Origin of the sequence: Siphonobacter curvatus (assembly GCF_002943425.1) — a bacterium.
Taxonomy (GTDB): domain Bacteria; phylum Bacteroidota; class Bacteroidia; order Cytophagales; family Spirosomataceae; genus Siphonobacter; species Siphonobacter curvatus.
The window spans coordinates 1,763,015-1,788,580 of record NZ_PTRA01000001.1 but is presented as its reverse complement, the minus strand read 5'-3'; the positions used below and the strand labels follow the sequence as shown (position 1 = coordinate 1,788,580).

The 25,566-nt window shown below is 48.6% G+C and carries 28 protein-coding genes; 17 read left to right on the top strand and 11 right to left on the bottom strand.

All coding sequences use genetic code 11. From position 1 onward, the window contains the following. Nucleotides 1-80: 80 nt before the first annotated feature. The 8 genes from C5O19_RS07375 to C5O19_RS07340 form a co-directional block, all read right to left on the bottom strand. Complete coding sequence (locus C5O19_RS07375; RefSeq protein WP_104710962.1) at nt 81-1,022, bottom strand: aldose 1-epimerase; 942 nt, start codon at nt 1,020-1,022, stop codon at nt 81-83. 88 nt (nt 1,023-1,110) lie between these two features. Then, nucleotides 1,111-1,860, bottom strand: coding sequence for a LytR/AlgR family response regulator transcription factor (locus C5O19_RS07370; protein ID WP_102200484.1), 750 nt, complete (start codon nt 1,858-1,860; stop codon nt 1,111-1,113). Between the two features lie 78 nt (nt 1,861-1,938). Beyond that, entirely contained in the window at nt 1,939-3,003 is a 1,065-nt protein-coding gene (locus C5O19_RS07365; RefSeq protein ID WP_104710961.1) for a sensor histidine kinase, read from the bottom strand. 145 nt (nt 3,004-3,148) lie between these two features. Then, nucleotides 3,149-3,817 carry a DUF3291 domain-containing protein gene (locus C5O19_RS07360; RefSeq protein ID WP_104710959.1) on the bottom strand — a complete coding sequence of 223 codons (669 nt, stop codon included), beginning with the start codon at nt 3,815-3,817 and terminating at the stop codon, nt 3,149-3,151. Between the two features lie 16 nt (nt 3,818-3,833). Further along, entirely contained in the window at nt 3,834-4,433 is a 600-nt protein-coding gene (locus C5O19_RS07355) for a hypothetical protein (protein ID WP_133163320.1), read from the bottom strand. Nucleotides 4,434-4,588: 155 nt separating this feature from the next. After that, complete coding sequence (locus tag C5O19_RS07350) at nt 4,589-5,434, bottom strand: phosphatidate cytidylyltransferase (RefSeq protein WP_094815310.1); 846 nt, start codon at nt 5,432-5,434, stop codon at nt 4,589-4,591. Further along, nucleotides 5,403-5,624, bottom strand: coding sequence for a hypothetical protein (locus C5O19_RS07345; protein ID WP_094815308.1), 222 nt, complete (start codon nt 5,622-5,624; stop codon nt 5,403-5,405). The genes C5O19_RS07350 and C5O19_RS07345 overlap by 32 nt, the downstream gene beginning before the upstream one ends. A gap of 175 nt (nt 5,625-5,799) precedes the next feature. Continuing rightward, nucleotides 5,800-6,717, bottom strand: a complete 918-nt coding sequence (locus tag C5O19_RS07340) for a CPBP family intramembrane glutamic endopeptidase (RefSeq protein WP_104710956.1) — start codon at nt 6,715-6,717, stop codon at nt 5,800-5,802. 190 nt (nt 6,718-6,907) lie between these two features. Between C5O19_RS07340 and dusB the strand changes: the two genes are divergently transcribed. From dusB to C5O19_RS07280, 12 genes are all read left to right on the top strand, one after another. Continuing rightward, nucleotides 6,908-7,900 (top strand): tRNA dihydrouridine synthase DusB, encoded by a 993-nt coding sequence (dusB, locus tag C5O19_RS07335; protein WP_104710954.1) that lies wholly within the window; start codon nt 6,908-6,910, stop codon nt 7,898-7,900. 218 nt (nt 7,901-8,118) lie between these two features. Further along, nucleotides 8,119-8,994 carry a DMT family transporter gene (locus C5O19_RS07330; protein ID WP_165795961.1) on the top strand — a complete coding sequence of 292 codons (876 nt, stop codon included), beginning with the start codon at nt 8,119-8,121 and terminating at the stop codon, nt 8,992-8,994. A 482-nt stretch (nt 8,995-9,476) separates the two neighbouring features. Beyond that, nucleotides 9,477-10,196, top strand: coding sequence for a UMP kinase (gene pyrH / locus C5O19_RS07325; protein WP_094811016.1), 720 nt, complete (start codon nt 9,477-9,479; stop codon nt 10,194-10,196). 132 nt (nt 10,197-10,328) lie between these two features. Further along, nucleotides 10,329-10,889 (top strand): ribosome recycling factor, encoded by a 561-nt coding sequence (gene frr, locus C5O19_RS07320; protein ID WP_104710951.1) that lies wholly within the window; start codon nt 10,329-10,331, stop codon nt 10,887-10,889. Between the two features lie 254 nt (nt 10,890-11,143). Beyond that, the gene (locus tag C5O19_RS07315; RefSeq protein WP_104710950.1) at nt 11,144-11,734 is read left to right on the top strand and encodes a TetR/AcrR family transcriptional regulator; all 591 of its coding nucleotides are present in this window, start codon (nt 11,144-11,146) and stop codon (nt 11,732-11,734) included. Between the two features lie 170 nt (nt 11,735-11,904). Then, a complete protein-coding gene (locus tag C5O19_RS07310; protein ID WP_104710948.1) occupies nt 11,905-12,186 on the top strand; it encodes a hypothetical protein in 282 nt (93 codons plus the stop codon). 126 nt (nt 12,187-12,312) lie between these two features. After that, nucleotides 12,313-13,827 carry an ArnT family glycosyltransferase gene (locus C5O19_RS07305; RefSeq protein WP_165795960.1) on the top strand — a complete coding sequence of 505 codons (1,515 nt, stop codon included), beginning with the start codon at nt 12,313-12,315 and terminating at the stop codon, nt 13,825-13,827. Between the two features lie 180 nt (nt 13,828-14,007). Continuing rightward, nucleotides 14,008-14,985, top strand: coding sequence for a GDP-mannose 4,6-dehydratase (locus C5O19_RS07300; protein ID WP_243406340.1), 978 nt, complete (start codon nt 14,008-14,010; stop codon nt 14,983-14,985). Between the two features lie 4 nt (nt 14,986-14,989). Then, nucleotides 14,990-15,955 carry a glycosyltransferase family 2 protein gene (locus tag C5O19_RS07295; protein WP_104710944.1) on the top strand — a complete coding sequence of 322 codons (966 nt, stop codon included), beginning with the start codon at nt 14,990-14,992 and terminating at the stop codon, nt 15,953-15,955. Beyond that, nucleotides 15,948-16,820, top strand: coding sequence for a lysylphosphatidylglycerol synthase transmembrane domain-containing protein (locus C5O19_RS07290; protein WP_165795959.1), 873 nt, complete (start codon nt 15,948-15,950; stop codon nt 16,818-16,820). Before C5O19_RS07295 ends, C5O19_RS07290 begins: the two co-directional genes overlap by 8 nt. Nucleotides 16,821-16,881: 61 nt before the next feature. Then, a complete protein-coding gene (locus C5O19_RS07285; protein ID WP_104710941.1) occupies nt 16,882-18,510 on the top strand; it encodes an ArnT family glycosyltransferase in 1,629 nt (542 codons plus the stop codon). A gap of 24 nt (nt 18,511-18,534) precedes the next feature. Further along, nucleotides 18,535-19,449 (top strand): Ppx/GppA phosphatase family protein, encoded by a 915-nt coding sequence (locus tag C5O19_RS07280; protein WP_104710939.1) that lies wholly within the window; start codon nt 18,535-18,537, stop codon nt 19,447-19,449. Here C5O19_RS07280 and C5O19_RS07275 read toward each other — a convergent pair. Then, the gene (locus C5O19_RS07275; RefSeq protein ID WP_104710937.1) at nt 19,446-20,000 is read right to left on the bottom strand and encodes a hypothetical protein; all 555 of its coding nucleotides are present in this window, start codon (nt 19,998-20,000) and stop codon (nt 19,446-19,448) included. The genes C5O19_RS07280 and C5O19_RS07275 overlap by 4 nt on opposite strands. A gap of 116 nt (nt 20,001-20,116) precedes the next feature. Continuing rightward, nucleotides 20,117-20,539 (bottom strand): OsmC family protein, encoded by a 423-nt coding sequence (locus tag C5O19_RS07270; protein WP_394341782.1) that lies wholly within the window; start codon nt 20,537-20,539, stop codon nt 20,117-20,119. 189 nt (nt 20,540-20,728) lie between these two features. On the opposite strand from C5O19_RS07270, the gene C5O19_RS07265 reads away from it, so the two are divergent. Beyond that, entirely contained in the window at nt 20,729-21,307 is a 579-nt protein-coding gene (locus C5O19_RS07265; protein WP_104710936.1) for a DUF4082 domain-containing protein, read from the top strand. A 49-nt stretch (nt 21,308-21,356) separates the two neighbouring features. Here the strand turns inward: C5O19_RS07265 and C5O19_RS07260 are convergent, their stop codons facing one another. Then, on the bottom strand, nt 21,357-22,331 hold the full coding sequence (locus tag C5O19_RS07260; RefSeq protein ID WP_094810994.1) for a polyprenyl synthetase family protein: 975 nt from the start codon (nt 22,329-22,331) through the stop codon (nt 21,357-21,359). Between the two features lie 186 nt (nt 22,332-22,517). On the opposite strand from C5O19_RS07260, the gene C5O19_RS07255 reads away from it, so the two are divergent. The 4 genes from C5O19_RS07255 (at nt 22,518) to pssA (ending at nt 25,553) form a co-directional block, all read left to right on the top strand. Continuing rightward, complete coding sequence (locus C5O19_RS07255) at nt 22,518-23,288, top strand: alpha/beta fold hydrolase (RefSeq protein ID WP_104710934.1); 771 nt, start codon at nt 22,518-22,520, stop codon at nt 23,286-23,288. Between the two features lie 21 nt (nt 23,289-23,309). Beyond that, on the top strand, nt 23,310-24,029 hold the full coding sequence (locus C5O19_RS07250; RefSeq protein WP_104710932.1) for an SAM-dependent methyltransferase: 720 nt from the start codon (nt 23,310-23,312) through the stop codon (nt 24,027-24,029). Between the two features lie 150 nt (nt 24,030-24,179). Continuing rightward, a complete protein-coding gene (locus tag C5O19_RS07245; protein ID WP_104713943.1) occupies nt 24,180-24,836 on the top strand; it encodes an MBL fold metallo-hydrolase in 657 nt (218 codons plus the stop codon). A gap of 18 nt (nt 24,837-24,854) precedes the next feature. Beyond that, on the top strand, nt 24,855-25,553 hold the full coding sequence (pssA, locus tag C5O19_RS07240; protein WP_104710931.1) for a CDP-diacylglycerol--serine O-phosphatidyltransferase: 699 nt from the start codon (nt 24,855-24,857) through the stop codon (nt 25,551-25,553). The last annotated feature ends 13 nt before the right edge of the window (nt 25,554-25,566 follow it).

Genomic DNA, 25,566 nt, shown 5'->3' with positions numbered 1-25,566 from the left:
AACTATCGAAACTTGTCAAACCTTATACCTGATTAAACCTCAAACATTTTCAACCTTGACCTCTCCTTAAACACCATTCACTAGCTCAAATACACCTGATAATTCATCTGGTACGTTTCTTCGGGCTGGAGTTCGTACAGACCTTCGCCGTTGTTGAAAGCATTTACATTGGCGGTCAGCGGTTCCATCGCTACCCGTTCCCGATCCGGGAAGGTATACACGACCTGATAGTTCACTTTCCCCTCCCCTCTCGTGTATTCCAGGTTTAGGGTCACGCCTTGTTTGGCGGATACCAACTGCGTCAGGTAACCGGCTTCGTTGAGCTGGTAGATGGCATCCAGCGAGCGGTTTTTCAATTTATAGCCTTCCGTGGCATCAAAGGGTTCGCTACCAGCGGGCATCATGAATTCATCATCCAGGTGGATTTGCTGGGCCGCCGGGAAATAGATCGTCCAGTCATCCACTGTCCCGCCAGGTAGCTGAAAGTACGGATGCCAGCCCAGAGCGACGGGCATGGTTTCACCACCCGTATTAACGGCCTGCGGCATAATATCCAGTTTTCCGGTACTCAGCAGCTCGTAGCGGATTTCAAACCGGAACGGAAAGGGGTAACCCTCGTAACTCCCATCGTGTTCGTACCGCAGACGAATCCCCGCTGCCGAAACGGAGGTCCATTCTTCGACGACTTCAAAATTTTCGTGATGCACGATCCCGTGAATGGCGGCCTGCTTTTCCGGTTCGTTAATCGGTAACTGATAGGATTCGCCCCGGTAGGTATAGTGTCCGTCTTTGATTCGACTGGGCCAGGGAAACAGAAAGGCACTCGCATATTTAGGATTTGCCCCAAAGGCTTCTGCATCGGCGGGCGTATCAATGACCGTAAACGATTCGCCTTCCTTGGTAAGCGTCAACTGACGAATGATTCCACCGAGCTCGGGCAAAATGTGTACTTCATCACCGGTAATCGGGTTTTTCAAAATGTACGACTGATAGGAACCGTACGTGGAAGTAAGGATATTCATAACCCTGTTCAGGCAAAAATAGACTGGCTCTTACCAGCCATGACAATAGGTGAGAAAATTCAAAAGCCAGTCGAAACTGGCTTCTGGCTTATAAACTTAGTAATTCTTTGAATCGAATGGCCTGACGGCGGGAAATTTCGATCTTTTCGGGCTTGTCGCCGGGGCTTCGTAAAGTAGCCAGCAGTCCGCCCGAGAACCAGGGTTCGATCTTATCGATGTAATTGAGATTGATGATGTGTTTGCGGTTAGCTCGGAAGTAAATCTTGCTGTCCAGACGGTCCTCCAGAGCATTCAGGGATTTCAATACCAGCGGCTTTTGGTCGTCGAAGTGCAGGCGAACGTAGTTGCCCATACTTTCAAACAAACGCACCTTGCCCAGTTTCACAAACCAGCACTTTTCACCATCCTTAATGAAAATCTGATCGTTTTCCGACAGGGCTTTGATCGTACCATCCACCCGGCCTTTTTCATCCATTTCGTGATGGTGGATTTCTTCTTCCGCCCGTTGAATGGCTTCCGTCAGACGCGACAGCTCCACGGGTTTCATCAGGTAATCCAGAGCATTCTGTTCAAAAGCCTTGATGGCGTATTCGTCGTAAGCGGTCGTAAAGATCACTTCGGGGACATCGCCTTCCAGACTTTGCAGCAATTCAAAGCCATTCTTACCCGGCATCTGGATATCCAGAAACAGCAGGTCCGGCTTGAGTTCATCAATCAGCTGAATGGCCTCATCGGCATTGGCGGCTTCGCCCGCAATATGAACTTTGGGGAAATTTTCCAGTAAGCGTTTGAGTTCATTACGAGCCAATCGTTCATCGTCGACAATGAGTGCTTTCATATTCGATTTCGGTTGAGTACAGGGAGCTAGTAGCGGCGAGCAGCCGCTGGGTAGTTATATGTTGTAAGGAGTTTACTATTAGACGTTCACCACGACGGGTGCTTCTTTCGGCTTGGGATTTTCCATGGGAATCACGATCTCCGCACAAACCACATCTTTAGCCGACTGATAGATCTTGAATTCTGCTTCTTCGCCGAACAGAAGTTTCAGGCGGCGTTCCGTATTTTTCAAACCAAATCCACCCGATTCGGTATCCTGTAGAATGCCCGTATTCGAAATTCGAATGTCCAGTCTATTTTGTTGTAACCGCGTTTCGATACTCACAAAGCCGCCCTTGATGGGTTTAGAAACCCCATGTTTGATGGCATTTTCAACCAGCGTCTGCAGCATCATGGGTGGGACCAGACAATTGATGGTTTCGGGGTAAACATTCCGGCGTACTTCGAGTCGTTCTTCGTACCGAATCTTTTCCAGAGCTAGATAATCGTCCACGGTACGCATTTCTTCGCCCAGTGTAACGGTCTGACGACGGTCGGCCAGCAAACTGCTCCGCAGGATATTCGACAATTGCGTAATTCCTTTCTGAGCCCGGTCGGGGTCTTCCAGAATCAACGCCCGAATGCTGTTGAGGGCATTGAACATGAAGTGCGGATTGAGCTGAGCCCGCAGTACCTTGGCTTCGGTTTCCTTGGCCAGCGACTCCAATTTGACCTTTTCTACGGCAATTTCCCGCGTACTTTCCAGGTATTTAAAGACATGATACAGAATCAGCCAGATCAGCATGGGTTTTCCCCAGAAAAAGAGAAAGCTCAGAAAATGCCCACTGGGCGATTCCAAGTCGGTCGTAAATACATCGAATGGGATGTTCAGAGCCGTCATGATACAGGCAAACAGAAAGGCCGTACACAGCACCTGCGGTAAGGCTTTGGGAGCATCCAGTACGTCGCGGTGGTGTTTTTTGACGTAACGACGGTACTGATGCGTCAGAAAAATACTAAGAATAATATTGATGACGTAGTTGAGTACGAGCACCCAATTTTCGGTATCCTTGAATTCCAGCGAATACGTAAGCAGATCGTTGGAGAGCCACAAAGGCCATCCGATCAATTGAAATATCCAGTATGTTTTTTCTTTATCGTTCATAAGAACTAGCTGGCGGTCGTTTGCTCGAAGATCTGTTCAGGGCCATGCCGTTTCCGAATATAGCCCGAACCTCCGTACTCCCTTTTGTTTTTTAGGACTAGCGGGGAAATACGTAGATAAAACCGATAATTCAAGGGCCGAAGTTTTAAAATCCGGGTTCGAACGGTACGGGGACGAAACGAGCGAATAATTCCTCGCCGTACCACTGCTGCTGTTCTTTTTGCCGCATGGCTTCTTTGTGATCAGCGGTACGGTACGCGAAGGCCTTCATGGCGTCCAGGCTTTCCCATACGCTGAAAGTCGCCTGCTGGAAGTACGGCACTTCGCCCATGCCAATGGAATAGATCAGGCCGGAAGCCTGCTCCAGTCGGGCGGCGGCCCGGTATGAGTTTCGCCAGAAGGCGGGCAAGGCCCGTAATTTAAGCGTGGCCCGGGTGATTACCGCAATCGGTCCGGTACCCTCCTCGGCGGGACTATCGGTCTGAAAAGGGTTCGAACCATTCCAGGCTCCGTGACTACGAATGGTTTCCAGAGCAAATGTGCGAACGGTGGATGCCCGTTGCTGTACCTCCTGCCAGGAGGCAGCAGTAGTAAAAAAGTCCTTGGCCTGGCTTTCCGATTGCCAGACGGCCAGAAAGGCGTACCGCGAAAAGTCGGGTTTGAGACTAAAGACTTTCCCCTGCCCGGTGCCCATCCATTTGAAGAATGTGAGTTCGGGTAATTGCCGTAGTTTGCGGGGCATGAGTCCCATCTGCTGAATGGCCCACCAGCGATGCTTCGGCGGATAAGTCATGACGCAAAGAGTAATGTACATGGCAAGGGTGCTTTCTTCAAGAACTCGAAGCAGGCCCAGGTGTTTTGAGCTGACGGAGAATTTTTACGGCTCGGGAACGGAAAGCGGGACTTTCGTACGGCAAACGGTCCTCAATAATTGTCTGTAGTTCGGTTGTCAATTCTGAATATTGCTGCACCATTCGGTGTAATACCGTTAGTGAAAAAGCTTTAATGGCAGCGGGTTCTGTAGGGTTATTCAAGCATTCAAAACAACACGCTACAACGATCCCGTGGTACGCTTCGGGAATGGCAATAAACTGTAACATCCGAACCGAATTTCGGCGAACCGCCGGATGTACGTCAGTACGGGATAGCACCCGAAAGAAGGTTTCCAAATGAGGAATCAGTAAGGCCGGATGTCGTTCAACCACTGCATCGACTACGCGGCTGGCCCGCTGAGCAATGCGGTATTCGGAGCTGTGAAAGTGCGTAAAGAGCTCGGCAAAACGGGCTGGGTTCTGCCCGATATATTCTACCAGTTGTTGTAGATGTGCTGAACTATAAGGTTGAAGTAAGGTTTCCGGCCAGTGCATAGCGTTATTGATCTGCTGGTGCAAACTTATACGGTCCTGTTGCCCATATCTTATACTCCGCATTGCCTACGGGGCTAATTCTATGCAAGCCTTCGGGCTTGGCGTGTTCGATTTAAAACGGAGTAACTGATACAGGTTTGGACATCTGCATCAGTTACTCCGTTTGGATTTAGTCAATAATGGACTTAAAAGAACACGTTAGTTTGCCCGTATTCTACTTATTCAAACACTTTCAAAAACGTTACAATAAACGGAGCGGACAGTAATAAACCGTCGAACCGATCCAGAAAGCCCCCGTGGCCGGGAATGACCGAACCCGAATCTTTAATCTGAATGCTTCGCTTAAACAGGGATTCGACCAGATCGCCGTAAGTACCCGCCACCACGATTACGCCAGCAATCCAGTACCACTGCCAGGGGTTAAGGTCGGTATAGGTTTGTGAAAGGATGAACGCGACCAGCATGGCCGTAATCGCTCCCCCCAGACTACCCTCCCAGGATTTTTTGGGTGATACGCGTTCAAAAAGCTTGGTACGGCCAAATTTGGTCCCGGCGAAATAAGCTCCTGAATCACTGGCCCAAAGCAGAAACAGACACCCCAGTACCCGCTCGTAACTGTACACCCCCCCTAGCAGAGCGATTACAGTAATCAAAGCAAAAGGCAGGGCTACGTAGATGATACCCAGAAAGGTATACGCAATATTGGTAAAGGGCTTTGCCTCGTTTTTCTTATACAGCTTGATAAAGAAGATGAGCGTAAAGAGCGGAGAAAGTAGAAAGTACAGCTCAAAATCCAGGTAATGCTTTTCGATCAGAAACGTCAGGATATTCATGAAGACCCCCACGCCGGTTCCGTAGTACTTGAGCGGCGTAATGTCATCGAGGCCGACGAGCCGGTAAAATTCCAGCTGACTCAAACCGCCAATGGTTGCAAACAAAACCAGGTAGGTCCACTCGCTCCAGTACAGACAAAAAATCATCAAGGCCGCTCCAATGACTGCCGCAATGACCCGTTGTCCTAAATTTGAATAACTACTCAGCCTGGTCTGTATTCTTTTCCTCATGTTGAATGATAAATTCGGCAAAAGCCGCGTCTTTAACCGGAACGTGCAATTCGCAGTGCCCAAACAAATACGAGCGATCCTGTTTGCTCAGTACGACTCCCTCAATTTGGTATTCATCCAATAGCCAACCTTTGACGAGTTCCACTCGCCAGGGCATATAGGACTCGTATATCTTAACCCAGCCTTCCACGATTCGTTGGTTTATAACGGTTGTTAACGCTGATTTTTGAAAGTTGTTTTGGTTAGAGTTACGTAGAAACCAGCCAACGCTCCTAATAATGAAGGCGACCGTTGTGTTTCTATTCTGGCAAAAATACTACAGCTTTCAGGGCTTCCCGGTTTTGAACGCAATTTGTTTGAATAAATTACGACTGAGGTATCACCCCCTGACTGCGTTGATAGATCAGCCGCAGTACGCCGATCGTCAGTGCGGCCGACACCAAAGCGTACGGTAAGGGCATAGCTTCGTTGCTTTCCACGTCCAGCTCGGTGATCTGCCGATGCCGCAGGTAAATCATCACGACGACAAAACCATTATTGACAAAGTGAGCGAAAATGGGTACCCAGAGGTTTCGCGTCCAGACGTACAGGTAACCAAATAAAGCTCCCAGAATCATGCGGGGGAAAAAGCCCATAAATTGCACGTGATAGGCACTGAAAATAGCCGCCGACAACCACACTGCTACGTGTGGACTTCCCCACCAGCGTTCGAATAATCGCTGCAACGTGGCTCGAAACAGTAATTCTTCACCCAGAGCCGGAATCAGGCCAATGACCAGTAGACCGAGCATAAAATGGCCGAAACTGGGAAACTGCGTCAGGAATTTTGTCAGGGTTTCCAGTTGTTTTTCGCTATCTACCATCCATTGCGGCAAGGGTAAAAGCTGGTTCCATTCAAAAATCAGACTGTTCAAGGGAATGTATCCGATGACGAGTACCACGATCATGGCCCAGATCAGCGGATCGGTCGAACCTTTTTCTACGAAAACGATGTTGCGTTTTTCAGTCAGGTACCAAAACAGATACGCCGTAAGGATAAAACTGAAAACGGATGTGATGGCCTGCATCAGCATCGTGGCCAGCCAGCTGTGGGGATAATCCTGCGGATGAGCGATAAAATCGGCTGCCCCGGCAGCAAAGTCTGCCCCCGTCAGGAATTTGACCAGGGGATAAACAATCGCTATCTGGGCGATACTGCCTAAAACGACCATCAGGCCGAAAAGGATTAGCAAACTCGCAAAGGGAGAAAATCGTCGGGTGGGAAGATCAGGCGTTTCGATCATTTCGATGTAATTTTGTATGCTTCAGTGATTCGTACTGAATTCAATCGTTTACTAAACAGGTTTTTCAGAGTTCTTGGTTGTAAAGATAACGCAGGCTCGGCGGTGAGGCTGATCATCATCCCTGGTCCAGACACAATCGTACCACTGCTCTCAAATAGATATTCCCCAACGTTTACTTCGTCACAGTCGAATGGTTAAGATTAAAGATATTGAACTAGGTGATTTCCCGTTGTTGCTGGCTCCCATGGAAGACGTCAGTGATCCTCCATTTCGGGCGGTTTGTAAGGCCGGTGGAGCGGACTTGATGTATACGGAATTCGTATCCAGTGAAGGCCTGATTCGTGACGCCGCCAAAAGTCGGCAGAAACTTGACATTTTCGAGTACGAACGCCCCATCGGTATTCAGCTCTTCGGTTCGGACATCGAAACAATGGCGGAGTGTGCGAAAATTGCTACGGCCGTTTCGCCCGATCTGATCGACATCAATTATGGCTGTCCGGTGAAACAGGTGGCTTGCCGGGGTGCCGGTGCTGCCCTGCTACAGGACATTCCTAAAATGGTCGCCATGACCGAAGCCGTAGTTAAAGCCACGCACTTACCCGTGACGGTAAAAACTCGCCTGGGCTGGGACGACTCCACCAAGAATATCGAAGATGTCGCCGAACGCTTGCAGGACATCGGCATTCAGGCCCTGACGGTCCACGGACGTACCCGCGTGCAAATGTACAAGGGAGAAGCGGATTGGACACTGATTGGCAGAATCAAAGAAAATTCCCGCATCCGAATTCCAATTTTTGGAAACGGCGATATCACTACGCCCGAAAAGGCTTTGGAGTACCGGAATCGTTACGGCGTTGACGGTATTATGATTGGTCGGGCCAGCATCGGTTATCCCTGGATTTTTAATGAAATCAAACATTTCCTGAAGACCGGTACGTACCTAACGCACCCAACCATTGCGGACCGTGTTGCGGTATGCCGGCAGCATTTGGAGTTTTCCATTCGCTGGAAAGGTGAAAAGCTGGGTGTTCTGGAAATGCGGCGGCACTACGCCAGTTATTTCAAAGGCATGGATGGAGCCAAATCCTTCCGGAACCGACTGGTACAGGCCGATACGTTTGCGGAAGTCGAAGAAATTCTCCAGGAAATTAGTGCCACATATAGTCTGGAGGCTAGTTATTAATGGGTAGTTACTAGTTTTTTTGATAGTTATTCGTTGATGGTTGTTAGGGTTGGCTTTACTACTAACTATCAACGAATAACTATTAACCGTTGCTTTTCTGGTTGGCGTTTGTGCCAGGTTGGTTAGGATCGGATTCGTAAGAAGCCAATCACTAAGAACCAGCCACTGACAACCATCCCTTTCTTCCCCATTATATGAATCAGAAACCTACTCCAGCTATGGCCTGGATCATCCTGATGGGACTTGCTCTTACCTGGGGCAGTTCCTTCATCTTGATGAAACAGGCTCTGCATACATTTTCCGGCGTACAGATTGCTTCGTTTCGTCTGCTGGCGGCCGGAGCTTTTTTTGTACCCATTCTGCTCTCGCAGATTAATAACCTGCCCACACTTCGTCAGTGGTTCTGGGGATTTATTTGCGGGATGGTCGGCAGCTTTTTACCGGCCTACCTGTTTTCCTACGCAGTCATGCATATGAACAGCTCGCTGGTTGGCATCCTGAATGCCTTTACGCCACTGTTTGTACTGATCATTGGCGTACTCTTTTTCAGGCAGAAAATCAATAAACGGCAATTGATTGGCCTAGCTTTAGGGCTAATAGGCTGTATCCTCATTACGCTCAGTGGTACCCAGGGAAGCCTTTCGTTTAACTCGTACTCCCTGCTGGTCATATTGGCCACGATTCTGTACGGCATCAATCCCCATTTACTAAAAACGCATCTCTCGGGTGTGAAACCCTTTATTCTGACGGGACTCACCTTCGTCACCATTGCTCCGATTGCCATGGCCTTTCTGCTACAAACCGATTTTGTAGCCCGTTTTAGTATGGAAGGAGCGGGTTGGTCGTTTGCCGCTGCGGTGACGCTGGGTCTGGTAGGTTCGGGGATTGCCATGATTTTCTATAACCAGTTGTTACAGATGACTGGACCGGTATTTGTCAGTTCCGTTACCTACCTGATTCCCATCATTGCTGTGGCCTGGGGCGTACTCGATCACGAGCAGGTACAGTTTCAGCATTTTATTGGCATGGGGATTATTTTGATTGGCGTGTATCTGGTTAATGCTACGACTAAGCCGAAAGAAGTTGATAGTTGATAGTTGATAGTTGATAGTTGATAGTTGATAGTTGATAGTTGATAGTTGATAGTTTTACAAATTATATTTCTTTTCAACCAATTAACTTTTTCTTTTTCAATCGATTATCAATTTCAGCCTATATCCTGAGCATTTCCCATGGGTGGTACCCCTGCTTAATTATACCGAACCCCTACGGAGTTGGTAGCTTCCAACCTCATAGGGGTTCCATGTACATAGCCCCGTATGAAATGCGGGGAATTTTTTTAGACAGCATCGTAGCTACAAGGTTCTTCTTCCGAATATTTCCTTCTACAATACACTGTGCTCAGGCTAAAATAAAGTCAGTTTCTTACCCTTAGCTTCGACAAATTTCTACTCAGAAAGGCCTGATAACCACTATAAAATCCAGGCCGCCTTTCGGGTTTCCTCAAAGAAAAGTCCTTGGGCAGTTGCCATTCTCCTGCCCGCCCCCTTAACTTAGCGACCCAAAAACTGCCTATATGGAAACGCCGAAGTACAAGCGAATTTTACTGAAACTAAGTGGAGAGGCTCTTAGCGGAGAAAAGAAATCGGATAAAATCATCGATTCTTCCATTCTCGAACAGTATGCCAAAGAAGTAAAACGCGTTGCAGATCTCGGTGTTCAAGTAGCAATTGTAGTAGGCGGCGGAAACATTTTCCGGGGGAAAGAACTCGAAGCAACGGGTCTGGATCGAGTACAGGGCGACTACATGGGCATGTTAGCCACCGTAATCAACGGGATGGCTGTTCAGGCAGCCCTGGAAAAAGAAGGCCTTTTTACGCGACTGATGTCGGCAGTAAAGATGGAGCAAATCTGCGAGCCCCTGATTCGCCGCCGGGCGATGCGTCACCTGGAGAAAGGCCGGATCGTTATTTTTGGTGCGGGTACAGGTAACCCTTACTTCACGACCGACTCAGCGGCCAGCTTGCGGGCCATTGAGACCAAAGCCGATGTGGTTCTGAAAGGTACTCGCGTGGATGGCGTCTATACGGCAGATCCCGAAAAAGATCCAACGGCAACTCGGTACACCAGTGTTTCCTTCGATGAAGTCATTGCCAAAGATCTCAAAGTAATGGATCTGGCGGCCTTTGCCCTTTGCCGGGAAAACAAATTACCGATCGTTGTATTTGACATGAACAAGCCCGGAAACCTGCTGAATCTGGTGATGGGTCATGAAGTAGGTACACTTATTTCCTAATGAATCAGTTTAGTTTCAGGTTCGATAAGGTTTGAACCAATTTGACGCACTGGCCGGTCACAGCACCGTTTTAACGCTCAAACCCTTTCAAACCATCAAACGGTATTAAACTTCACACTTATTATCTCCGCAATGGACGAAATAGAGTTTTATCTCGAAGCTGCGAAAGAAACCATGGAAGGGGCCATCAAGCACCTAACCATTGAATTAAGTAAAATTCGGGCTGGCAAAGCATCGCCTGCCATGCTTGAAGGCGTTATGGTTGAATACTATGGTGTACCGAGTCCGCTGCAAAATGTAGCCTCTGTCACGACGCCCGATGCCCGTACGATCACCGTAAAGCCTTTCGAAAAGAAAATGGTTAACGATATTGATCGGGCTATCCGCAATGCAAACCTTGGCTTTTCGCCCGCTAACGATGGTGAACTGCTTCGCATTAGCATTCCTCCCCTGACAGAAGAACGCCGCCGTGACTTGGTGAAACGCGTGAAAGCAGAAATTGAAACGGCTAAAATTAATATTCGCAACGCCCGTCAGGATGCCAATAACAGCATCAAAAAACTGACGAAAGAAGGCGTCTCCGAAGACGAAGTAAAACAAGGTGAAGAACGTGTTCAAAAACTGACGGATCAGTACATTGTAAAAATTGATCAGGTCTTTACCGCGAAGGAAATTGACATCATGTCCGTTTAAACTTCGATTCTACGCACTTATCAAAAGTCCTGCCCAAACCGGCAGGACTTTTTGTTTATTCGTTAACCCTTCCAACCTCTTGGGTTCATTCAAGCTCTTAGAAATAAGATCAGTGGTCGAGCCGATACGGCCCCGAGTGCATAAGCTTATATCTAAAATAATCTCTCGTTAAAAATAATTTAATATTTCACTGACCGAGAACAATTATGTGAAGCTTGCCATTACCTTTGGACCGAAAAACGATTTTAGTCGAAATGACAGGAACACTGGTAAAAGACGAACAGATCAAAGAGGCCATTATCCAGGCGGCACAGAAAATCTTTCAGCAGTACGGGCTAACCAAGACTACCATGGAAGATATCGCTAAAGCGATGGGTAAGGGGAAAAGCACACTTTACTACTACTTTTCCAGCAAAGAGGATATTTTCGTCTCGGTCATCAACAAAGAAATCAACGAAGTTTTTGATTCGATGGTGGCGGCCTGCCAGCAACAGCAATCGGCCCGTACTAAAATCGAGGTAGTCATTAAAACTAAAGTAAAAGCCTTACATAATAAACTGAATTTATACCGGATTCTTTCGACGGAATTACCGTGCAGCCGCGATTTGATGGAATCCTGTCGCATTCAGTTTAGCCAGCGAGAAATCGAACTGTTTGTGGAGATACTGCAATTTGGAGTAGACCACCAGGAATTTAGTGAATCGATCCGGTCAAACCTTCCTTTCCTGGCTTACGTCGTCATTTCGGCCTTCCGCGGATTGGAATTTGACTTATTTTTTTCCGGTACCGATCTGGACGCCAAGATTGATCTACTGTTATCAATCCTGGTAAAAGGCTTACAGTAAACCTTAAATCATTAACCTAACTTAGCCCTTATTGATACTTGTTGTCCCCCTAAAATCCCCACTGTTTTGCCCGTTTGCTGCCTAGGGCAGTAGCGGGTTGTAGCCCCAAAGGCTCCCCGTTTTTTTTAAAATGGCGTTAGCCATTTCGTCGAGTACTTCCTTAAAAGACCATGAAAACATCCGTAAATCATCTTATTTCTTCGTTGAAGAAGCTGCTGAATAAGAGCTTCTATGTATACTCTTCCGTTCGCCTGAACCATTCCTTCAAAAAAGACTACGGTCTGACGTATCAGGAGTTATGTGAACTGACCAATGAACTCGAACACCTGACGGGTCAGGAAATCGCCGAACCTTCGCTGCGTAGCATCGACACCGTAGGTGATCTGATCAATGCGTTCCGTAGTGCTCCCCTGCCCCTTCAGGCCACCGCTGTTTCGGTTCCTTTGCGATAACGTGTTTGGGTTTGGCAGCTTGGCTGCCTTGCTTTTACAGCTATGAAATCGTTAACACGGTCTGAATCTTTGTTACTACTCGGGCTGTTCATTTTTCTGTTTTTCTCGCTGGGAACCTCACAACTTATGTTGTATTCCCTCGATGAGGCAAAAAACGCCGAGTGTGCTCGCGAGATGTACGAACGACAGGATTGGGTCGTACCCACCTTCAACGGACAACTTCGCACCGATAAACCGCCCCTGCACTACTGGGTGATGATGGGAAGCTACGCTTTGTTTGGCGTCAGTGAATTTTCGGCACGACTGGGTTCCATCCTCTGCGGCATGGGTACCATTCTCCTGATTTTCGCTTTTGCTTGGCGTCATTTCAATGCCCGGGTCGCTTGGATTTCAGCATTAGTATTGTTGGCTTCCCTGCATGTTGGGGTGCAGTTTCGCATGGCAGTACCCGACCCGTACCTGATTTTTTTCCTGACCCTGGCCTGGGTATCGTTCTACGGCTGGTATCAGCAACGAAAAAAAATACTCAATCTGGCGATTTTTTATACGTCACTGGGCATGGGGATACTGGCTAAAGGTCCCGTGGCTCTGGTACTCATCTTCGCGGCGATTGGCTTGTTTCTGCTCTTTCAAGGAGCTTTCAGAAAAGTGTTCCGCTTATGGTTAGTACCCGGTCTAGCCTGGACGCTGGTACTGGCCTTACCCTGGTATCTGTATGTACACGAAGCCACCTCGGGTGCTTGGACCGAAGGATTTTTTCTAAAGCACAACCTCGAACGCTTTAAAGCCCCCATGGAAGGGCACGGCGGATTTTTCCTCATTACCCCCTTATACGTATTGATTGGACTATTACCTTTTTCAATCTTTATTCCGCAAGCCTTCGTACGGGCCTGGAAACAACGTAAGGAAGTACCAAGCCTGGCTTTTGGACTTAGTATCGCCATCGTCGTGATTGGATTTTTCAGTTTTTCGGGGACGAAGCTTTTTAACTATACTGTTCCGAGTTATCCCTTCGTGGCGGTACTGATTGCGGCTTTTCTGGATTCGGTACTTGATCAGGAAATGGCCTGGAAAAAACTGCGGCCTTCGCTCATTACCTATGGTGTACTCGCTGCCTTACTACCCGTAGCCTTTTACCTGGGTTTACGGCTTGATCCGGTGGTGTCACATCTGGCGGGCTGGGCGATTATCTTTCTGACCTTCCCCCTCGGAGCGGCGGCGGCCTGGTATCGATTCCGACACGGCGAATTTAGCCGTACGATGCTGGCATTGGCGGGATCATTTGTGGTAACAGCCGTTTTGTTTTTCCAACTGGCTTATCCCATCATCGATCGAGAGAATCCAGTCAATCAGACCATTAGTTCGATCAATCCGGAAGAAAAAGTTATCGCTTATAAGCAGTTCAATCCGGCGTATGTTTTTTATCTGAATCGATCGGTAGACGTCGTAAATACTCCGGAAGCTTTACAGGAAGTCCTCAGTACTGAGCCTTCGGTAATCGTGATTTCTCGGACGGAGTTTCTGCCAGAGTTGTCAACGTTTTCTGAACTACAGGAATTAGCTCGAAAGCGGGATCTTTTTGAAACCCCTACGACCATTTTGTTCCGAAAAACGCCGCCCCCGTTACCCCGTTCTTTGTAAACGTTTCCCGTATTGTTCCCATTTTTTCGCCTAAAAACAAGGCTCTTTTAAAGGTTTTGTCCAATTTAGTGGCTCTAAAACGTTTATAGCCCGCCAAAGAATCGTAACTTCGCTCCCTTTCTGATTCCAAGCGGTGAACCCGTTGCTACACATTGCCTAGAAAGAGTGATCATGAAATCCATGAAAACTATAAAACAGTACCTTATCACCGGAGGGGCAGGTTTTATCGGTAGTCATCTCGCCGAGCGGTTGCTTTCGCAACCCGGCGTGGCCGTTACCTGTATTGACAACTTCGATGATTTTTACCCCGTATCCCAGAAACGCGAGAATCTGAAAGGTCTGCTTGAAAACCCGAATTTTCAGTTTGTTGAAGCCGATATCAGTCAGCAGGACTACCTGCTTGACGCGTTGAAAGGACAATCGTTTGAGGCCATCATTCACCTGGCTGCCAAAGCGGGCGTCCGCAAGAGTATTGAGTCTACACGTCCGTACTACGAATCGAACGTGATGGGTACGCTTTCGCTGTTGGAAGTAGCCCGGCATTTATCCATTCAGAAGTTTATTTTCGCTTCCTCTTCCAGCGTGTACGGTCAGAATCCGAACGTTCCCTGGAAAGAATCCGATACGAATCTGTTACCGATCAGTCCGTACGCTTCCTCGAAAATCTCGGGGGAAATGCTGGGTCGCACCTACGCTCATTTGCACGGCATCCAGTTTCTGGCTCTTCGCTTTTTCACTGTATACGGCTCCCGGCAACGGCCTGATTTAGCCATTCATAAATTTGCCGAACTCATTCTAGACGCTAAACCCATTACGTTGTACGGCGACGGCAGTACGCGTCGCGACTATACACATGTTAGCGACATCGTAACGGGTATTGAGCAAGCTCTGGCGTATGAAAAGCCCGGCTTTGAAACATTTAACCTTGCTTCGGGGAAACCTCTTACCTTACGCAAGCTGGTCGCTTCACTCGAAGTAGCACTGGGCCGTGAAGCCATTTACGAATACCGGGAAGAGCAGCCCGGCGATGTTTCGCAAACCTACGCAGACCTCAGTAAATCGCAGGAGTTGCTGGGTTATCAACCCACAGTGACGATGGAAGAAGGGCTGAAAGAATTTGTTCGCTGGAAGACGTCCCTTCCCCACTTAACTCATTGATTGCATGCAAACGGCACCGCTTCTTTCCCTGGTTATTACGCTTTTAAACGAAGAAGACAATATACAACCCTTGCTGCAACGCGTACGCGAAGCCATGCAGGGTTTGGATTATGAATTGATTTTGGTGGACGACGGCTCTACTGACGCCACCATTCCCCGGATTAAACAGTATGCCGACGACCGCGTACGACTGGTAGTACTGAACCGCAACTACGGTCAGACAACGGCCATGTCGGCGGGTATTGCCGAGGCCAAAGCTCCCTACATTGTAACCCTGGACGGTGACTTACAGAACGATCCCGCCGATATTCCCATCATGCTCGAAAAACTGCAGCGGGAAGGCTGGGACGTCGTCGCTGGCGTACGGGCCAAACGGCAGGACGGCATGTTGTTACGGAAGGTTCCCAGCAAGATTGCCAATGCCATGATTCGTAAAATGACGGGTGTATACCTTCATGATTACGGCTGTACACTGAAGATTTTCCGCCGGCAAATTGCCCAGCACCTGGGACTGTACGGTGAACTACACCGCTTCATTCCGGTACTGGCCGCTATGCAGGGTGCCAAGATGACAGAAATGCCGGTACGCCACCACGCCCGGCAATTTGGCAAATCGAAATATGGCTTGGGACGTACCTTTAAAGTCATGTCCGATTTGTTACTGATGGTCTTTTTCCAGAAGTATTTCCGCCGACCGATGCACTTGTTCGGCCCCATCGGTATTCTGACGTTTTTGTTTGGAGCGTTGATCAGTCTGTATCTGCTGGGCGTAAAACTGACTGGCGAAGATATCGGTACACGTCCCTTGCTGACGGTAGCCGTCGTTACCCTACTGGCTGGCTTACAAATCATTACCTTCGGTTTCATGGCCGAAATCATGATGCGAACGTACTACGAATCGGGTACCAAGTCTACCTATCTCGTTCGTGAATTGTACTCGGCTTCTTCCCCCGTTTCTACCCTTGAGTAAGTTATCACCCGCCGTTAAAACCATCCTGAAGCTACTGCTTACGAGCTTGGCTTTAGGATGGCTAGCGTATCAAATGGACTGGGAGCGAATCTGGCCCCTACTCCGTCGAGCCCAGTGGGGCTGGATTTTAGTCGCTCTGGTGCTGTATAACGTTTCACAGTTGTTGAGTACGAGTCGCTTTCAGCAACACCTGAAAGCGGTTCCCCTAGCAGAGCCTTTCTCCTTTTTGCTGCGATTGTACTATCGCTCGATGTTTTTCAATCTGTTTTTACCGGGGGGCATTGGTGGCGATGGCTACAAAGCCTGGCTGTTGCGTACCCGTCACCAGACCGATTATCGACTGATTCTTTCGGTATTATTGCTGGACCGGGGCAGCGGCATGCTGGCCATTACCTTTCTGATTGCCCTGCTGGGTGGTTCGAGCACCTGGCTGACGAGCCAGTTTGGATTACCGTACGGCTGGCTGTCGGGGCTGGCTCTGCTCGTGGGAGCGGGCGGCTGGGGCGTATACCGTTTGTTCTTTCGGAAATTTGTAGCCATGTTTCCCGCTGCTTTTTCACTTTCACTGGGTGTTCAGTCCACGCAGGTAATCGTCATTCTGCTGTTACTGCGATCCATCGGTGTAACGGATCATTCGCTGGAATACGGACTGGTTTTTCTGGTTTCTTCCATCGCTTCTGTACTTCCCCTGACTGTGGGTGGCATTGGCGTTCGGGAATTTGTCTTTCTGACGGCGGCGGAGTACCTGCCCATTCAGTCCGATCAGGCGGTACTGGCCAGTCTGCTGTTTTTCTTTATTAATGCCCTGAGTTCTTCCTTGGGTGCCTTTATCACGTTGCCCGAGCGGCCCGAAACGCGTGATTAATTGAATTCCTGCCTTATTTTTGGCATCCCTACCTTCGGGACAGTTCTACCTCTTTGAATGCATGCACGCTGAACGTTTTTTATTTAGTCCGATCTACTGGGTCATGTGGCTGGCTCTGGCCGCCGTATATATCATTGGTTTATTCGTTCCCCTATTCGATACCGACCCGGCTCACCACGCCCTGATTGCCCTGCACATGGTTGAAACCAATGACTGGGTTAGCCTCATTGACCGGGGCCGGGATTACCTGGATAAACCGCACCTGCTTTTCTGGTTGAGTGCTCTTTCCTTCAAAACGTTTGGAATAAACACCTTTGCGTATAAACTTCCCTCCATGCTGGCTTCCATCGTGGGTTTTTACTCGGCTTTTCGGTTGGGTAAACTCCTGTATTCGGAAGCGGTAGGCCGACTGGCTGCTTTGATTTACGCCTCCTGCTACGCTCAGTTCCTATCCAATCAGGACGTACGGATGGATGCTCTGCTGACGGCCTGTATGGTGTTTTCCGTCTGGATGTTACTGGCTTTCGTCCGCGAAGGCAAACGCAAATACGCCCTGGGTTCGGCTCTGGGACTGGCTCTGGGTTTTGCGACCAAAGGGGGAATTGGCCTGGCCATGCCGTTGATGGCGTTAGGATTTCAGCTATTGTACGAACGCAACTGGAAGGCTATTTTTCAGTGGAGCTGGGTCTTCATCGGTTTTTCGTTTCTGGTTTTTATCAGTCCAATCCTGTATTGCTACTATCTGCAATTTGATTTACATCCCGAGAAAGTCATTCGCGGGATGACGGGCCTTTCGGGTATTAAGTTCATTCTGCTGGGACAAAGCGTCGAACGTTTTCAGGGTGAAGCCTGGGGAAGTTCGGGTTCCAACGACTACTTCTTCTTTTTCCATACCCTCCTGTGGTCGTGTCTGCCCTGGGCCTTTCTGATCTACTGGTCGCTCTTTCGGGCAATACGAAATTTCAAAGCTCAGAAAGAAGTACTCACGTTGGGAATTATCGTCTCGATGATGCTGATTCTCTCGATGGCTCAGTACAAATTGCCGCATTACCTGAATCTGCTGTACCCGTATCTGGCGATTCAGCTCAGTGGGCAATTGTTGTCAAGTTCCGAGAAAACCATCCGTTCGCTCATGATCGTGCAGGCGGTAGTGGTTACGCTCATGATGGGGATTACGATTTACTTGAATACGGTGATTACGCCCATTCCTGGACTCCTCAACCAACTGGTTGCTTTAGCCGTAGCAGGATTTCTTTTGTATCTGAGCATTCGTCAATCGCCGGTTTTTGTTCGTTTAGTCGCGGTTTCGCTGGCGGGGATTTCGATTACCTTTATGTCGCTAAGTGCCAACGCCTATCCGTACCTATTCCGCTATGATTCGGGATACGAATTTGCCCGAACCGCTGATCCGGCCGTTCGGGATTCATTCAGTTTCTACCGGATTTACAGTTACACGTTTGACTTTTATACCCAAAAGTTACATCCACCGCTACCCGAAGGTAAAATACCCGAGACCCGTTGGATATTAACGGATTCGACGGGCCTGGCCGAGCTACGGCAGGCGGGTGTGAAAATGGCCCAGATTCGCTCCAATCCGCATTTTCATTTATCGACGCTGAACGGTGAATTTTTGAACCCAGCCACCCGATTACAAGCCTGCGAACGACGCTATTTAATTGAACGCTATTAACCAATCCCTGAAAACTAGCTCCTTATGAAACTAGCAGCGATCGACATTGGCTCTAACGCCGCCCGTCTGCAAATCTCCAAAGTACTGGACAATGAGGGCGTTCTGACCTTCAAAAAAGTAGAATATGTACGCTTCCCCCTACGCTTGGGAATGGACGTATTTACGACGGGTTCGATCAGTGCCGAAGGCGAAGTACGGCTTTATAAAATGCTTCATTCATTCAAGCTTCTGATTGAACTGCATGAGTGTAAAGATTACCTGATTTGTGCAACTTCGGCCATGCGGGAGGCTTCTAATGCCAGTGATATTGTCACGCGGATCGAAGGTCAGCTCGATATGAAAATTCACATCATCGAAGGAGCGAAAGAAGCCGAACTGATCAACAACGTTGTGGTTCAGTCCCTAGATACGGATACCAATTACCTGCACGTAGATGTGGGCGGCGGATCGAGCGAGCTGAACCTGTACGTGAACCGGCAGAAAGTCGCGAGCCGTTCGTTTAAAATCGGCTCCGTACGCTTACTGGAAGGGAAAGAGCAGAAATCCGACTGGGAGAAAATGCAACGCTGGATTCAGGACCACATCGGGCCGAAACAGGCCGGTATCCGGGCAATTGGTACGGGTGGAAATATCAATAAGCTATTCAATCTGGCTAAGACCCGCGTTACCGAATCCAGCATGGGCATTGAAGAATTGGAGCGGATTCAAAAATACGTAAGCTCCTACTCACTGGAAGATCGCATTAATAAACTTCAGCTCAACCCCGACCGGGCGGACGTGATTGTACCGGCTTCTGAAATCTATCTCTCAGCCATGCGTTGGTCCGGAGCGACGGAAATCCTGGTACCGGATCTGGGATTGAAAGACGGCATTATTCAGTACGTATACGATCGCTACCAGCATCGGAAACGCAAAAAAGACACCGATCCTATTCTTTAACGAATATCCATACGCTTCGGTAACCCTAACTGCTTGGCATAGGGTGCCGGAGCGTAAGCATACACCCGTTCAAGCAGGTGATTGACATCCTCCAGAAATTCGAACTGAATATCGGGGTGCAGCTTCGTCAGTTTCTTCAGTATGGCTTCCGTCCGCTTGGCAATGTATTCGGCCAGACTATCGGTTTTGGACGTGTACTTCTGTACATATGGCAACTGCTTCTCAAAGCATTCATTCAGCAGATAGAGTACCAATTCTACTTCCCCGTACTTATCCTTGGTAATCTTCACGTGATAGGCAATTTCGGCGTGTAATCGCCGCATATCCGTCATTAACCAGCCCGACGAGTCCGGATCGAGTTTGTAGAAACGATCCATCTTGTTACGCAGATCGTCGCGTCGTTCCGGCAACGTTTGGCCATCTTCCAACAATTGAAAAATAAGCTGTTCCTGTAAGTCTTTGTGTTTATTGATGAGCCGCAGTAGTAGTTTGTCTTTTTCCTCCCGCGTGAGGCCCAGAATGGCCGTTTTTAATTCTTTACTAATGGGCATACCTAAATAATATTCGAACGCACAAAATCTATTCGAAGATACAGCACCCGAGGCTGAAAATAAAAGGGGATAACTCCTTGCATGAGTTATCCCGTTTCCGTGCATTGCTGCAGGAACTAAGCCAGGGTAGCCTCCAGTGAAATAGAAGCCTTCAGTAATTTCGAAATGGGGCAGTTCGCTTTCGCTCCAGCCGCGATTTGCTGGAATTGTTCTTCAGTGATATTGGGAATTTTTGCCGTCAGAACGATATTACTTTCTGTGACTTCGCCTTTGGAAGGATCGAGTACCACAGTGGCTTTCGCGTTGATTTCATCGGCCGTAAAACCCGCTTCATTCAGGTCAAAGCTCAATTTCATTGCGAAACAGCCCGCGTGAGCTGCCGCAATGAGTTCTTCAGGGTTCGTACCCTTACCATCCGCAAAACGCGTATTGAATGAGTACTGAGTGCTGTCGAGCACTGTGCTAGCGGTCGTCAACGCTCCTGAACCTTCTTTTCCGCTGCCTTTCCAAACAGCTGTAGCATTACGTTTGATCATGATTGTAGATAGATTTATGGGTAATTGTCGTCGAAAGATACTGTCAAAAGAATAGTACTATCGTGAGCTCAGTAAATTTTTAACAATGATTTTACCTACCCTGGGTAAGGACCTCCCTGAAATGTGGTATTTCGTCGCGAGGCTGTCCTTTGGAGCTTTGTTCCATCAACCTTCTTAAAGCTCCAATCATCAATGAAAACCCGATCTCTTTTTTTAGTCGCCTTCGCACTGTTGCTCAGCTGTAAGGATAAAGGCGAAGACACCAAGCCTCAAGAAAACCCGATCTCTACGTTTCTGAAAGGCACAGACGTCACCTCGGATCAATACAACAATGGCCGCTGGGAAGTTGGCATTTACTTCAGTGCTTCGGTTCCCGGAAAAGTCACGCAGGTAGGAGCAAAAATGCCCGAAGTAGGTACGTATACCGTTACGCTCTGGGATGCAGCTAACCAAAGTATTTTACGCCAGAAAGCGGTAGAAGTCGATTCCCCCGAAAAGCTAGTTCTAATTCCCATCGATCCGCTGGAAATTACGGATGCTACAAAGAAATACGTCGTGAGTATCAACAACCTTTCGATGGGCGTAGCCAAGAAGTACTACGTTTATAAAAAAGGCACGACTGATTTTATGCCTTTTGTCCAGGGAAGTATTCTCTTTCATAACGAAGGCGAACGAGTCGTTCCCAGTGGCTCTACGGCTTCAGTATTCCCCACAACCATGAAAAAGAATTCTGTCATCGGTATTCCCGAAATCACCTTCGTCCCGAATTAACCCCATCATGTTATGAAAAAGGCTTACCCGTGATCGGATAAGCCTTTTTTTATTTAGTCCGTTCGATGGTAAACTGAACCAGATTCTGGAGTGATTCCCGGTAGATGTTCGCCGGAAACTCGCTCAGGATGGTCAGGGCTTCGTTGACGTAGCGTTGCATGACCTGCGTGGCGTACTCGATGCCGCCGGAGCTTTTGACGAAATCAATGACTTCTCCTACTTTTTTCGGGTTCTCCGAATCGTTTTTGATGGTATTGATAATCCGCCGTTTCGTCAGCCAGTCGGCCCGATTCAGGGCGTAGATCAGCGGCAGCGTCATTTTCTTTTCCTTAATATCGATCCCAACGGGTTTACCGATTTCAGCGTCGCCGTAATCAAAAAGGTCGTCTTTGATTTGAAAGGCAATCCCCACTTTTTCGCCAAATAGCCGCATTCGCTCCACCATTTCCTTGGTTTGCTGAACCGACCGGGCTCCCACCGCACAGCAGGCCGCAATCAGGGTCGCCGTTTTCTGACGGATAATTTCGAAGTACACTTCTTCGGTAATATCCAGCCGGCGAGCTTTTTCGATCTGCATCAACTCCCCTTCCGACATCTCCTTCACCGAACGGTTGATGAGTTTGAGAAAATCGAAGTCTTCGTTGTCCACGGCCAAAAACAGACTCCGCGACAACAGGTAATCACCCACGAGCACGGCAATTTTATTCTTCCAGAGGGCATTGACCGAAAAGAATCCCCGGCGGTAATTCGAATCATCCACCACGTCGTCGTGTACCAGCGTTGCGGTATGAATGAGTTCAATCAGCGAAGCTCCCCGGTAGGTCGATTCATTGATCGTCCCGCAGGTACCCGCCGCCAGAAAGACAAACATGGGCCGAATTTGTTTCCCTTTTCGCCGAACAATGTAGTTCATGATCTGATCGAGCAACATAACGTCGCTTTTCATGAACTCTCGAAATTTTCCCTCAAATGCCTTCATTTCAGCATTGATGGGAGCCTGTATTTGTTGTATGGAAAGACTCATGTGTGGTGATCGGTATTCAGAGACAACCGCCTGGGTACTTTATAGGTCAGTATTTTTTAGCCCTGAATACGGTAATCCTCGGCAAGTTTACGAAGGATTGACGTCGGGTGGATAACTTTGTCCGCAAAAGTTGTATAGCTAACCCGGAATGATGACGTTAAATTCCGGAAAAGACCATTGTTGCTTATGAAATTATTTTTTCGGCAAGCGGGCGAAAGCGGCCCGGCCATCGTGATTTTACACGGCGTATTTGGCTCGGCCGACAACTGGCTGACCGTAGGCAAGCAGATTGCTGAAAAAGGTTTTCGGGTATTCATGCTCGATCAACGCAATCACGGCCGTTCTCCCTGGAGTGATGACTTTGGGTACGAGGAAATGGCGGAAGATTTGCACGAATTTATTCAGGATCAGCAACTCACCGATCCCCTGCTGATTGGCCATTCCATGGGCGGAAAAACGGTCATGCAGTTTGCCCTCAACTATCCGGAGGCTTGGCAGAAGATGGTTGTCGTCGATATTGCTCCGCGGTTTTATCCCGTCCACCATACCGGCATTCTGAAGGGCATGAACCTGATGCCACTGGCGACTATCAAAAACCGTCAGGACGCCGAAACCTTTTTTACCCAGTACGAAGATCACCCCGGTACCCGAGCTTTTGTCCTTAAAAACTTGGCTCGTGCCGATGAGGGGGGCTTTACCTGGCGACTGAATCTGCCCGTCATCACGCGGGAAATTGAAACCGTGGGTAGTGAACTGAGCGGCATTCATTCCGTTTCGAAACCCGTGCTGTTCTTACGTGGTGAACTTTCTTCGTACATCACTGAAGAAGATGAAAAGGAGATCTACCGGATTTTTCCGAACGCTCGCGTGGAAACCATCGCCGGAGCCAGTCACTGGGTACAGGCCGACCAGCCCCAGGCGTTTATCGAGGCGGTCATGAACTTTGTGAAGGAGTAGCTTCACCGGAATGTTAACGAAATGAATACCCAAGAATCTGGCTCTCGGGCCACCTTATTTCTGATTCCCACCGTGCTGGCTCCGGGTACGGCTGATGCCGTATTGAGTCCGCAAATCCGTGAAGTCATTCTTCGTACGGACGTTTTCTTTGCGGAAAACCTGCGTACCGCCCGGCGATTTATCTCGGAATTAAAAACGGGGAGAAAAATCGAAGAACTTACCTTCCTCGAGCTACACAAGGATACGCCCATGCAGGAAACCCGCCAACAACTTCGGCAATGGCAGGGCAAAGACATCGGTGTATTATCCGAAGCGGGTTGTCCGGGCATTGCCGATCCCGGAGCGGTGGCGGTACGTCTAGCCCATGAATTGGGCTTGCGGGTGGCCCCGCTGGTTGGACCTTCGTCGATTCTGCTTACACTGATGGGTTCGGGCTTTAACGGACAGTCATTCGCATTTCATGGGTACCTGCCCATTGACAAAGGCGAACGGGCCAAACGGGTGCGTGAGCTGGAGAAAGATGTCCGTAGCGGACAAACCCAGCTTTTTATGGAAACGCCATACCGGAATGGAGCTTTGCTCGACGAGCTTTTACGCAGTTGCCAGCCGCAAACGCTTCTGTGCATCGGTTCGAACCTAACGGCGGAAGACGAGTTTATTCAAACTCAAACCATTCAATACTGGCGGGAGCACAAGCCTGATTTACACAAAAAACCCACCATGTTTGCTTTGGGGAATTAGGGTGATGGGTTAGAGTTTTAGGTTTGAAATAGTTTAAGGTTTGATGGGGTTTGTGTTCCAAGGGTTTTCCCCCGGTTATTGACGTCAACCCTTTCAAACCAAAATCAAACCTCCCCAGACGCATCATCCATTCAAATGAATTTTCGCACTATGCTATACTTACAAGTATTTACCTTCAATGGCTTTCAGGAAAATACGTACGTTCTTTGGGATGATACGAAGGAAGCCGTCATTATTGATCCCGGCTGCTCGGACCGTCAGGAACGGGAAGAGTTAACTGAATTTATTTCCGACGAAGGCTTAAAAGTCGTTAAGTTGCTCAACACGCACGCCCACGTGGATCACGTGCTCGGTAATGCGTTTGTGAAGCGAACCTACGGCGTTCCGTATTATCTGCATCCGCTCGATGTACCCGTTTTAAAATCCGTAGCGGTGCGGGCTCCCTCCTACCGCATCTTTGATTACGAAGAAGCCGAACCCGATGCCTGGCTGGAAGAAGGCGTACCCGTAACCTTTGGAGATACGACGCTGGAAGTCCTCCACGTACCGGGACACGCTCCGGGACACGTAGCGTTCATCAACCGCGAATCGAATTTGTGCATCAGCGGTGATGTACTCTTTCACGGTAGTATTGGCCGCTGGGATTTTCCGGGTTGCAATTTCGACGACCTGATTTCCAGCATTAAAAATAAACTGTTTACGCTGGACGATGAAATGGAGGTATTTCCCGGTCACGGCCCCGCCACTACAATCGGACGCGAACGCCTCGAAAACCCCTACGTAGGTCAGAACGGACAGTACGCCTAACCCGCTAATTTTTCTCGTATGCTCAAGCACCTTCCCAATGCCATGACCTGCTGTAACCTGCTTTGCGGCTGTGTAGGCATTGTTGCGGCTTTCAACAACGATCTGCTACTTTCCTCGTACCTGATCGTCATTGCCGGTATATTCGATTTCTTCGATGGCTTTGTAGCCCGCCTGGTGAAGGCCAGTTCGGCTATTGGCAAGGAACTCGATTCACTGGCCGACATGGTCACGTTCGGCGTACTGCCTTCGATCATTATCTATCACCTGATTCTAGAAAGTGTTCCCGATCTACCCAGTATCTGGAAATGTTACTTTGCTTTTGTGATTGCCGTGTTCTCGGCACTACGATTGGCAAAATTCAACATCGATGAACGGCAGACCTCGGGTTTCATTGGCTTGCCGACGCCCGCCAATGCCTTTCTCATTGCTTCGATTCCGGTCATTCTCCGGCAACACGATGACTGGGCTCCGTATATCCTGAACGCCAATTATCTCATTGCCTTCAGTTTTCTGATGTCTTTTCTGCTGGTAATGGAGGTGCCCTTGTTTGCTCTGAAGTTCAAAGGGTTTGGTTGGAAGGGCAATGAAATCAAGTATCTATTTATCGGCATTTCGGCGGTACTGGTGATTCTGTTGAATTTCGCCGCCATGCCTCCCATCATTGCTTTGTATATTCTTTTGTCGCTGATTAACAACCGATTGCATCCCGTTACGTAAGACGGAACGATTC

Bases quoted from the DNA above. Each gene is read 5' to 3' on its own strand.
- C5O19_RS07375 (WP_104710962.1), bottom strand. From the start codon at position 1,022: ATGAATATCCTTACTTCCACGTACGGTTCCTATCAGTCGTACATTTTG.
- C5O19_RS07370 (WP_102200484.1), bottom strand. From the start codon at position 1,860: ATGAAAGCACTCATTGTCGACGATGAACGATTGGCTCGTAATGAACTC.
- C5O19_RS07365 (WP_104710961.1), bottom strand. From the start codon at position 3,003: ATGAACGATAAAGAAAAAACATACTGGATATTTCAATTGATCGGATGG.
- C5O19_RS07360 (WP_104710959.1), bottom strand. From the start codon at position 3,817: ATGTACATTACTCTTTGCGTCATGACTTATCCGCCGAAGCATCGCTGG.
- C5O19_RS07355 (WP_133163320.1), bottom strand. From the start codon at position 4,433: ATGCGGAGTATAAGATATGGGCAACAGGACCGTATAAGTTTGCACCAG.
- C5O19_RS07350 (WP_094815310.1), bottom strand. From the start codon at position 5,434: ATGAGGAAAAGAATACAGACCAGGCTGAGTAGTTATTCAAATTTAGGA.
- C5O19_RS07340 (WP_104710956.1), bottom strand. From the start codon at position 6,717: ATGATCGAAACGCCTGATCTTCCCACCCGACGATTTTCTCCCTTTGCG.
- dusB (WP_104710954.1), top strand. From the start codon at position 6,908: ATGGTTAAGATTAAAGATATTGAACTAGGTGATTTCCCGTTGTTGCTG.
- C5O19_RS07330 (WP_165795961.1), top strand. From the start codon at position 8,119: ATGGCCTGGATCATCCTGATGGGACTTGCTCTTACCTGGGGCAGTTCC.
- pyrH (WP_094811016.1), top strand. From the start codon at position 9,477: ATGGAAACGCCGAAGTACAAGCGAATTTTACTGAAACTAAGTGGAGAG.
- frr (WP_104710951.1), top strand. From the start codon at position 10,329: ATGGACGAAATAGAGTTTTATCTCGAAGCTGCGAAAGAAACCATGGAA.
- C5O19_RS07315 (WP_104710950.1), top strand. From the start codon at position 11,144: ATGACAGGAACACTGGTAAAAGACGAACAGATCAAAGAGGCCATTATC.
- C5O19_RS07310 (WP_104710948.1), top strand. From the start codon at position 11,905: ATGAAAACATCCGTAAATCATCTTATTTCTTCGTTGAAGAAGCTGCTG.
- C5O19_RS07305 (WP_165795960.1), top strand. From the start codon at position 12,313: ATGTTGTATTCCCTCGATGAGGCAAAAAACGCCGAGTGTGCTCGCGAG.
- C5O19_RS07300 (WP_243406340.1), top strand. From the start codon at position 14,008: ATGAAAACTATAAAACAGTACCTTATCACCGGAGGGGCAGGTTTTATC.
- C5O19_RS07295 (WP_104710944.1), top strand. From the start codon at position 14,990: ATGCAAACGGCACCGCTTCTTTCCCTGGTTATTACGCTTTTAAACGAA.
- C5O19_RS07285 (WP_104710941.1), top strand. From the start codon at position 16,882: ATGCACGCTGAACGTTTTTTATTTAGTCCGATCTACTGGGTCATGTGG.
- C5O19_RS07280 (WP_104710939.1), top strand. From the start codon at position 18,535: ATGAAACTAGCAGCGATCGACATTGGCTCTAACGCCGCCCGTCTGCAA.
- C5O19_RS07275 (WP_104710937.1), bottom strand. From the start codon at position 20,000: ATGCCCATTAGTAAAGAATTAAAAACGGCCATTCTGGGCCTCACGCGG.
- C5O19_RS07265 (WP_104710936.1), top strand. From the start codon at position 20,729: ATGAAAACCCGATCTCTTTTTTTAGTCGCCTTCGCACTGTTGCTCAGC.
- C5O19_RS07260 (WP_094810994.1), bottom strand. From the start codon at position 22,331: ATGAGTCTTTCCATACAACAAATACAGGCTCCCATCAATGCTGAAATG.
- C5O19_RS07255 (WP_104710934.1), top strand. From the start codon at position 22,518: ATGAAATTATTTTTTCGGCAAGCGGGCGAAAGCGGCCCGGCCATCGTG.
- C5O19_RS07250 (WP_104710932.1), top strand. From the start codon at position 23,310: ATGAATACCCAAGAATCTGGCTCTCGGGCCACCTTATTTCTGATTCCC.
- C5O19_RS07245 (WP_104713943.1), top strand. From the start codon at position 24,180: ATGCTATACTTACAAGTATTTACCTTCAATGGCTTTCAGGAAAATACG.
- pssA (WP_104710931.1), top strand. From the start codon at position 24,855: ATGCTCAAGCACCTTCCCAATGCCATGACCTGCTGTAACCTGCTTTGC.